General features: G+C 71.3%; 6 protein-coding genes and 1 pseudogene. All 7 read left to right on the forward strand.

Going from position 1 to position 9,105, the window contains the following annotated elements:
- Positions 1 to 39 precede the first annotated feature (39 nt).
- The 7 genes and pseudogenes from ACN6LB_RS15455 (at position 40) to ACN6LB_RS15485 (ending at position 9,044) form a co-directional block, all read left to right on the forward strand.
- Positions 40 to 993, forward strand: a complete 954-nt coding sequence (locus ACN6LB_RS15455) for a LysR family transcriptional regulator (protein WP_445026313.1) — start codon at positions 40 to 42, stop codon at positions 991 to 993.
- Positions 990 to 1,580, forward strand: a pseudogene (locus tag ACN6LB_RS15460) (GNAT family N-acetyltransferase). Before ACN6LB_RS15455 ends, ACN6LB_RS15460 begins: the two are co-directional and overlap by 4 nt.
- A gap of 151 nt (positions 1,581 to 1,731) precedes the next feature.
- The gene (locus ACN6LB_RS15465; RefSeq protein ID WP_356136276.1) at positions 1,732 to 1,980 is read left to right on the forward strand and encodes an acyl carrier protein; all 249 of its coding nucleotides are present in this window, start codon (positions 1,732 to 1,734) and stop codon (positions 1,978 to 1,980) included.
- Positions 1,981 to 2,022: 42 nt separating this feature from the next.
- Entirely contained in the window at positions 2,023 to 4,704 is a 2,682-nt protein-coding gene (locus ACN6LB_RS15470) for an aldehyde dehydrogenase family protein (protein ID WP_356136278.1), read from the forward strand.
- Complete coding sequence (locus tag ACN6LB_RS15475) at positions 4,701 to 6,431, forward strand: thiamine pyrophosphate-binding protein (protein WP_445026314.1); 1,731 nt, start codon at positions 4,701 to 4,703, stop codon at positions 6,429 to 6,431. Before ACN6LB_RS15470 ends, ACN6LB_RS15475 begins: the two co-directional genes overlap by 4 nt.
- A gap of 11 nt (positions 6,432 to 6,442) precedes the next feature.
- The gene (gene fabF, locus ACN6LB_RS15480; RefSeq protein ID WP_445026315.1) at positions 6,443 to 7,714 is read left to right on the forward strand and encodes a beta-ketoacyl-ACP synthase II; all 1,272 of its coding nucleotides are present in this window, start codon (positions 6,443 to 6,445) and stop codon (positions 7,712 to 7,714) included.
- Complete coding sequence (locus tag ACN6LB_RS15485) at positions 7,704 to 9,044, forward strand: condensation domain-containing protein (protein ID WP_445026316.1); 1,341 nt, start codon at positions 7,704 to 7,706, stop codon at positions 9,042 to 9,044. The genes fabF and ACN6LB_RS15485 overlap by 11 nt, the downstream gene beginning before the upstream one ends.
- Positions 9,045 to 9,105 lie beyond the last annotated feature (61 nt).

Consider the following 9,105-nt stretch of genomic DNA (forward strand, 5'->3'; position numbering starts at 1 on the left):
TTTACGCTCACTTCGATCGCGATCTGCGATAGTTGTGGCGTGGAGCTCCGTCATCTCGAGTACTTCGTGGCCGTCGCCGAAGAGCAGAACTTCACGCGCGCGGCGACCCGTCTGCACATCGTCCAGTCCGCGGTCTCCGCGGCGGTCAAGGCCCTGGAGCGCGAACTGGGCGCGCAGCTGCTGGACCGCAATTCCCGGCGGGTGCTGCTCACCGACGCCGGTGCGGCACTGCTGCCCAGGGCACGGATCGCGCTCGACGCGGCCCGTGATGCCGCCGACGCCGTCGCCGAGGTGCGCGGTGGGCTACGTGGCACCCTGCGCCTGGGCACCATGACCTCGGTCGGGCTCCTCGACCTGCCCGCGCTGCTCGGCGAGTACCACCGCCGCCACCCCGGCGTGCTGCTGCGGGCGGGCCCCACGCCCTCCGGATCACAAGGGCATCTCGACGCCCTTGCCGAACGGCGGCTGGACCTGGCGTTCGTCTCGCTGCCCGGGCCCCGCCCTCCCGGCATCGAGCTCACCCGTCTGACCGGCTCGGTGATCGACCTCGTCGTCCCGGACGGCCACCCCTTCGCCGGACGCGACTCCGTCCCCATCGGTGAGCTCGCCGGCCTGGACTTCATCGACTTCCCGGTCGGCTACGGCAACCGCGCCGTAGTCGACCGCGCGTTCGCCGCGGCCGGGGTGCCGCGCCATGTCACCCTCCAGATCGACGACATCGGCACCGGTGCCGAGTACGTCCGGCACGGACTGGGCATCGCGCTCTTGCCCCGGTTCGTCCTCGGTGGGGCGGACGGCATCACCGTGCTGCCGGTGACGGGCGCCGACCTTGACTGGCCGCTCCAGCTGGCCACTTCGGCCGACCGGGCGCCCGGCGCCGCCGCCCGCGCGTTCATCGCCCTGGTTCGCGAGCGGTCGTGGCGGGTCCGGGACACAGGGCCACGGGCGCCGGGCGACCGGCGCCGGGAAGGATGTGGCACGATCCCGGAATGATCTCCGGCTCGCCCGTACCCCCCGTCGTACCCGCAGGCCGGATGGCCGGTATGGAACAGCCGGCGCTCGGTCTCGCTGGAGGACTGGAACTGCGGCCGTGGCGTGCGAGCGACGCCGATGTCCTGGTGGCGGCCGGTCAGGATCCCGCGATTCGGCTCTGGAACCTTCTGCATGTGGACTCTCCGCAGGACGCCCGCCGAAGGATCGCGCGCATGCACTTGCGATGGCAGGCCTAGGCGGGGGCGATCTGGGCCATCGCCCGCCCCGGCGGAGGCGAAGCCCTGGGACTGATCGGGTGGGGGGACCTCGACCTCAGGAGCGGCAGCGCCGAGATCGTCTACTGGGTACTGCCCGCGGCGCGCGGCGGCGGTGTCGTCGTCGGGGCCACCCGGCGTCTGAGCCGGTGGGCACTGGACGACCTCGGCCTGCACCGGCTCCGGCTGTGCCACTCGGTGGCGAACCCGGCGTCCTGCCGGGTCGCGGCCAAGGCCGGTTACACCCTCGAAGGCACCATGCGCGGCGCACTGCTGCACGCCGACGGCTGGCACGACCAGCATCTGCACGCCCTGATCCAGGGCGATTTCTGAGGCTTCCGCCCGGCTTCTCCCGTCGCGATCGCGTGGGCACAAGAACGGTCCATGAACGATTGACTCGCGCTTGAGGTGCTCCCTCTAGCGTCCGAAGGGCGCTGGGCCGCTCCGGGGTGCCGTCCGGGTGGCATTCACTTCAGGAGGAGCCATGACGAAAGAGCAGATCGTCGAGGACGTGAAGAACATTCTCGGTGAAATGGTGTGCGTGACGCCGGAGCAGGTGGCGGAAGAAATGTCCTTGATCGCCGATCTGAAGGCCGATTCCCTGCTGAAGTTCGAGCTGTTTCTCGCGCTGGACGACCACTTCGACATCTCGCTCCCGAAAAAGGACCTGTCCGAGAGCGCGGAGACGGTCTCGGACGTGATCGCGTACGTGGAAAAGAGCCTGTCCGCCTGATCCGGGCGCCTGAATTCGTATCAAAGCGGAGGTGTTTTCTACGTGCTCGTCAGCCACAACGATGAAAGTCGCTCGTGGGACCGGATCCGAAGCGATTGCGGAAGCATGGCGCGTGCGCTGCGTCAACGTGGCATACGTGATTCCGACCGGGTCCTGATATCGGCGACCAATTCCACGGCCTCAGTGCTGGCAACGTTCGCGCTGATGGAGATCGGCGTCTCCGTGGGCCTGGTGGACCGCGGTGTCACACCGGGCCAGTTCGCGCGCCTCGTGCAGGAGGCAGGGGCCAGTTTCTTCGTCTCCGACCACGAGAAGTCGGTGCCCGCGTTCGAGCGGCTCGACGCCGACTGGATTCCGCTGAGCGAGATCGAGGCCGAGACGGAGCAGGCGCCCGCGGGCGAGCCGGCCGAGCTGTCGCTCGACCGGTGGGCACAGCGTCAGGACGCGCTGATCGTGTGGACGTCCGGCAGCCTCGGCCGGCCCAAGGGCGTGGTGCGGACCGGCAGTTCGGTGCTCGCCAACGTGGCCCGCACCCAGCAGCGGATGCGGTACACCGAGAAGGACGTGCTGCTTCCGCTGCTCCCGTTCACCCACCAGTACGGCCTGTCCATACTGCTGCTGTGGTGGCAGGCGAAGGCCGGTCTGGTCCTGCGGCCGAGCCGCCGCACCGATGTCGCCCTGGAGGCCATCGCCGACCTGGGCGTCACCGTGGTGGACGCGGTGCCCGCCGTGTACGAGGGCCTGCTGCGCATGCTCGACCGCGGCCGGATCGACGCCGCGCGGCTGGAGTCGGTGCGCATGTGGTGCGTAGGCGGCGAACCCCTGCAGGACGACCTGCGGCAGCGCTTCGCCGACCGGCTCGGCCGTCCGCTGCTCGACGGCTACGGCAGCTCCGAGGCGGGCAACATCGCGCTGGCCGCCCCCGACAACCCGGTGTACTGCGGCCTCCCCCTGGACGGCGTGACGGTGAGCGTCGTGGACGACGAGGACCGGCCCGTCCCGGCCGGGGACGTCGGCGAGGTCGTGATCCACACGCCCGACCTCATGGTGGGCACACTGGAACCCGGCGGTCGCGTCCGCGAGACCCACCGCGCCGCCTACCGCACCCAGGACCTGGGCTTCCTCGACGCGGACGGCAACGTACGCGTTCTCGGCCGCAAGGCCGCCGTGCACCGCTTCGGCAATACCCTCTACCCCGACGCGATCACCGCGAAGGCGAGCGCCTGCGGCAGGCCGGTGCGCGTCATCCCGGTGGAGAACGGGCGGTTCGGCACCGAGCTGGTGTACGTGGTCGCCGATCCCGAGGAGCGCCCGGCCGCCCAGTGGCGCAAGACGTTCGCCGAACTGGTCGCCGAGTTCGAGCAGCCCAACAAGGTGCTCGTCGTACCGGAGTTCCCCGCCCACACCAACGGCAAGACCAACCTCACCGCACTGCGCCACATGGCACAGGCCGCCCAGAAGGGCAGGGCGGGCGCAGCGGACAAGTCCGAGAGCGAGCCGAAGGCGGGCGCGGCTCCGGGCACCGGCGGTTCGGCGATCCCCTTCGGCGACCGGATCACCGTGCTCCAGGACGTGGCCCGGCTGCTCAGTGAGCGCAGGTCCGAAGTCCTCGCCATCCTCACCGAGGTCAGCAACCACCGGACCGCGGTGGACGAGATCGACGCCTCCCTGGAGGCCCTCGACGGCGCGGTCGCCGAAGTCGCCCGCTACAGCCCCCCGCCGGTCAGGCAGATCAGCGTGCTGATGCCGTCCAACATCCCGCTGTACGGCTACATCCTGTACCTCCTCATCCCGAGCCTCTACAGCCAGAAGCTGGTCTTCCGGCCCTCCCGGATGATCGAGGCACAGACCCGCAAGCTGCACGAACTGCTCAGTGCCGTGCACGGTCTGCCGATCACGCTGGACGCCAGCGGGCAGCGCGAGTTCATGGCCGAGTCCGGTGCCACCTCCGACGTACTGGTCTTCACCGGCTCGTACGACAACGCCGAGTCGATCCGGGCCGAGCTGCCGCGCAACACGCTGTTCTGCTTCTTCGGACAGGGCATCAACCCCGTCGTCGTGGGCCCGGACGCGCAGTTGAGCAGCGCGGTCGACGGTCTGATGAAGGTGCGCATGCTCAACTCCGGCCAGGACTGCTTCGGTCCGGACGTGGTGTTCGTGCACACGTCGGTCAGCGCCCAGTTCTGCAATCTGCTGTGCCGGCGCGTCGACGCGCTGCGCCACGGCACACCCGACGACGCGTCGGCCGACTACAGCTCGATGTTCTACGAGGAGGCGTTCGAGTCGACACTCGAATACCTGCGCACCAAGCGGGAGTTCCTCGCGGCCGGCGGCCGGATCGACTTCATGGACCGCCATCTGCGGCCGACTGTGCTGATCCACCCGACCGACACCACGTTCCTGCCGCCCGAGCTGTTCGCACCCGTCTTCAACGTGGTGCCGTTCTCCTCGGCGGAGTGGTTGCACACCGTGCTGAAGCACCCCTACTACGCCGAACGCTCCATGGCCGCCTCGGTGTTCGGAAGGATGCCCGAGACCGTCGCAGTGCTGCGTGACCGGCACATGGTGAGCACCGACGAGACCCTGGTCGAGATCGAGGACGGCAACAAGCCGTTCGGCGGTCGCGGCATCCGCGCGAACTACGTGGCCCTGGGCAAGGAACGGCACGCCGAGCCGATGCTGCTGTCCAAGGCCATCGCCGACTACCTGCCGAAGGCGTCATGAGCGGGAGCGAGGACACGTCGGCGGCGGCAGCCTGGGCCACCGCGGCCGCGGTCCTGTCCGCATCCGGCGTGCACACCGTGTTCGGTCTGCCTGGCGACGACATGAACGCCCTGGCGGCGCTCCACGAGGCCGGCATCCGCTTCGTCCTCTGCCGCGACCAGCGCAACGCGGTGTTCATGGCCACCGGTTGGGCGATGCAGTCCGGCGAGGTCGCCGTCGCCGTGGTGGGCAAGGGCCCCGCGGTGACCAACACGGTCACCGGGCTGCTGGAGGCGTCCGCGTCGGCGGCGCCGGTGGTGCTGCTCAGCGGCGGCACGCCCGCGCAGCACCGCGGCAGCGGGGCGTTCCAGGAACTCGACCAACTGGCCGTGGTCGCCCCCCTGGTGAAGTACGCCGCGCGCGTCGAACACCCCGACCGGCTGGTGCCCACGCTGCAGCGTGCCCTGCTGATCGCCCGGCACGAACACGGCCCGGTCTACGTGGAGTTGCCCGAGCAGCTGCTCGCCGAGGGCGGCAAGGTGACGCAGGGTGCCGTGGCGGCGCCGACCGTGGCCGAGACGCCGTACGAGATCACCGTCCCGGCCGATTCCGCCGCCCTGCGCACGCTGCGCGGCGCGCGGCGGCCGATCGTGCTGGTCGGCGGCGGTATGCGGCACCGCAACGGAGGGGGCTCGGTCGAGCGGTTCGCCGAGCGCATCGGTGCCGCGGTGGCCTGTACGGCGTCCGGTCGCGGCGCGGTCGACGAGTCGTCGCCGCTGTTCTGCGGACTGTCCGGCCTCTACACCCCCAAGGAAGCGGTGCGGCTCTGGGCGGACACCGACTGTGTGGTGGCGCTGGGCAGCAGGCTGGAGGAGACGGCCACGTTCCAGTGGCCCGAGGGCATCGGCCGGGACGTCCCGGTCGTCCAGGTGAACCTGGCGGCCGCCGACTTCGCCACCGACCGGCAGGGACCGAAGGTGCTCGCCGACGCGGGCGCGACCGTCGACTCCTGGCTGGCGCACCTGCGGCAGGAGGACACGGCGGACCCGGCATGGGCCGCGACCGTCCGCGAGGTGAACGCCGAGATCCACACCGCGAACCGGGAGTGGCTCAAGGAGCTGGCGCACTCCCCGGACCTGCACATCGCGGAGGTACTGCGGGCACTGGACGCGGAGTTGCCCGCCGACCGCGTGCTGGTGCAGGAGAACGGCCTGCAGGACATGTGGTCGTATCGGTTCCCGCTCTACTCCTGTGCCTCGGGGGCGGGTTCGATCGTGCCCTCCGAGCAGACCAGCCTGGGCTTCGGTGCCGCTGCCGCGCTCGGCGTCAAACTGGCCGCGCCCCAGCGGCCGGTGGTGGCCTTCGTCGGTGACGGCGCCTTCGCCATGGCCGCCGCCGACCTGCCGACCGCGGTCCGCTACGGCGGCGGACTGCTCTACGTCGTGCTGCGCAACGGCGGCTACGGCTGGCTGCAGGTCCAACTCGACCAGCGCGAAAGCCCGTTGCCGGACCACGCCTTCGTCGACCCCGAGGCCGTAGGGGTGCAGGCGCCGCAGCTCGTGGGACTGCACCAGGTGACCGTGGCCGACAAGGCGTCACTCGCGGCCGATGTGGCACGGGCCTGGGAGAAGTGCGCGGCCGGGAACGTGGTCGTGCTCAACGTGCCCGTACGGCTGTCGGACGCCCTGTTCGGCGCGGACGTCGCGGGCGGAGATTTCCCCGTGCTCGGGGAACCGGGCGGGGAGTGAGGGAGAGCGGGTTGTCCATAGTTGCCACGGGGACGCGGCGGAAGGTGGTGGTCACCGGCTGGGGGGCCGTCACCCCGCTCGGCCCCTCCGTCGACCGCACCTGGACCGCACTGACCGCCGGAAGGAGCGGCATCGCCACGCTCACCGGCCTCGACACCACCGGCCTGGCCACCGATTTCGGCGGCGAGGTCGAGGACTTCGACGTCGCGCAGTACCTGAAGCCCCAGCAGGCCCGCCGTATGGACGCCTACGCGCAGTACGCCTTCGCGGCAGCCGCCGAGGCGATGGCCCAGGCCGAACTCACCCTGGACGAGGCGGAAGGGCAGCGCACCGGCGTACTGATCGGCACGGGCTACGGCCCCACCGAGTCGGTCGCCCGGCACGTCTCCGTCCTGACCGAGAAAGGCCCGCAGCGCGTGAGCCCCTTCGCCCAGATCACCGGGGCGATGGACAGCGCGGCCTGCGAGATCAGCTTCCACTTCGGGGTGACCGGCCCCACCCGGGCGCTCAGTACGGCCTGCGCGTCCGGGGCGGACGCGATCGGGGAGGCGGCGCGCTGGATCCGGCACGGCGTGCTCGACATGGCCGTCGCGGGCGGCGCCGAGCACATCCTGACCCGCCTCGACTACGCCACCAGCGGCAACGCCCAGGCCCTGTCCACCCGCAACGACGCGCCCGAGGAGGCCTCCCGGCCGTTCGACACCGACCGCGACGGCTTCGTGATGAGCGCGGGCGCCGGCGTCCTGGTCCTGGAGTCCGAGGAACACGCCCACGCCCGCGGCGCACGGATCCTGGCCGAGGTCGCGGGCTACGCGTCCACCTCGGACGCCCACCACTGGACGGCCCCGCACCCCGAGGGCCGCAGCGTCCGGGCCGCGATGAGCGGCGCGCTCGCCGACGCGGGACTGCACCCGACGGACGTCGACTACATCAACGCGCACGGCACCTCCACCAAGGCCAACGACCGGGCCGAGCTGGACGCCGTGCGCGCGGTCTTCGGCGCGCACGCGGAGCGGATCCCCATCAGCTCGACCAAATCCATGACCGGCCACATGATCGGAGCCGCGGGAGCGGTGGAGGCGATCGTCGCCGGGCTGGCCATCAACCACGGCGTCGTGCCCCCGACGATCAACTGCCACCGGCCGATGGACGAGAAGCTGAACTTCGTGCCGCACCACGCGCAGGAGCACCGGGTCGACGTGGTCATGAGCAATTCCTTCGGATTCGGCGGTCACAACGCCGTTCTCGTCCTACGCGCTGGGGAGTCCCGTCGTGCCCACTGAGTACGAAGACCTGCCGGCCTACGGAATGCCCGTGCGCAGTCTCGCCGGCGGCGAGGTGGACAGCGACGGCTACCTGCGCAGGAATCCGGCGGAGCCGGTGTGGAACCTGCTGCGGGTGCAGGGTCCGCTGGACGCCGCTCGGCTCGCCGCGGCCGTCGAGCGGGTCTCCCTCGCCACCGACGTGCTCCACCTGCGGCTGCGCTCCACCGACCGCGGACCCCGCCTGGTCCAACGGGAGCCCGCGCCCCTGAAGTTGGAGATCCGCGACGTCGAGTCGCCGGTCGTCGACGGCAGACTGGCCAAGGAGGTGGCGCTCGACCTCGCACCCCTGCTGTTCGACAAGATCGATCTGCGCCACGAGCCCGCCGGCCGCGTCTGCCTCGTCCGCGGCGCGCACGGCGGAGAACAGCTGCTGGCACTGTCCTTCGACCATTCCCTGCTCGACGGGTGGTCGCTCGGCCTGCTCACCCGCGCCCTCGCCGGTGCCTACCGGACGGGCGACTACACGCCCCGAGGGCGCGGCTTCGCCGACTTCGTGCGCGCGCTGCCCGCTCAGGCGGAGAGGGAGCGGAGCCTGTCCGAGTGGAGCGGACTGCTCGAGGGACATCCCCTTCCCGGCCCGCCGCTGCATCTGCCCGGAGGCCGGTCCAAGTGGCCCGAACCCTTCGAGATCAACGGCTACTTCGACCGGTCGCTGCCGCCGCGGGTGCCCGCCGACCTGACCGCCGCGGTCGTGCACACCGGCCTCACCCGGGCGCAGCTGCTCTCCGCCGCGACCGCCCTCGCGACGGGTCTGTTCGCCGAGGGACCGCAGCCGGTGCTCAGTCTGCGGCACGGACACGCGCGGCCGGAGGACGTCCTGGTCGTCGGACCGCTCGTGGAGCCGTACGTCATGCTGCCGCCGAGCCCGGAGCCCGCCGCGGTGGCGGACTGGCTGATCGCGCACGCCCGGACCAACGAGGAGCTCCCGCCGACGTACGGCCGTTCGATCCGCGACGTCGCGCCGCTGGCCCCCCGCAATGTGGCCCTCAACATCATTCCCCCCGCCCGCCCGCTGGCCTTCGACGGTGAGACCAGGGCGACTTCGGCGTCGCGGGACTTCCTCGCCCCGCTGTGGGAGGGGGACCGGCCGGTGGTCCCGTCGACGGCGGCGATGTGGATCAACTACTACATGGACCAGCCCGGCACGGTCGAGGTCAGTCTCACCTACGACACCGAGGTCATGCCCGAGCCGCAGCGGCTGATGGATGCCGTGGCGGAGGTGGTCGCCGCCACCGCGCACGAGCCGGACCTCGGCGTGGGGGCGCTGCGCGTCCGGCTGGGCGCGTAGGCGGGCGGACACGGCGGCGGGGGGGGGGGGGGGGGGGGGGGGGGGGGGGGGGGGGGGGGGG

This window comes from Streptomyces sp. SAS_270 (assembly GCF_052543295.1).

Excerpts from the sequence above, each read along its gene's own strand:
- ACN6LB_RS15465 (WP_356136276.1), top strand. The coding sequence starts at position 1,732 with ATGACGAAAGAGCAGATCGTCGAGGACGTGAAGAACATTCTCGGTGAA.
- ACN6LB_RS15475 (WP_445026314.1), top strand. The coding sequence starts at position 4,701 with ATGAGCGGGAGCGAGGACACGTCGGCGGCGGCAGCCTGGGCCACCGCG.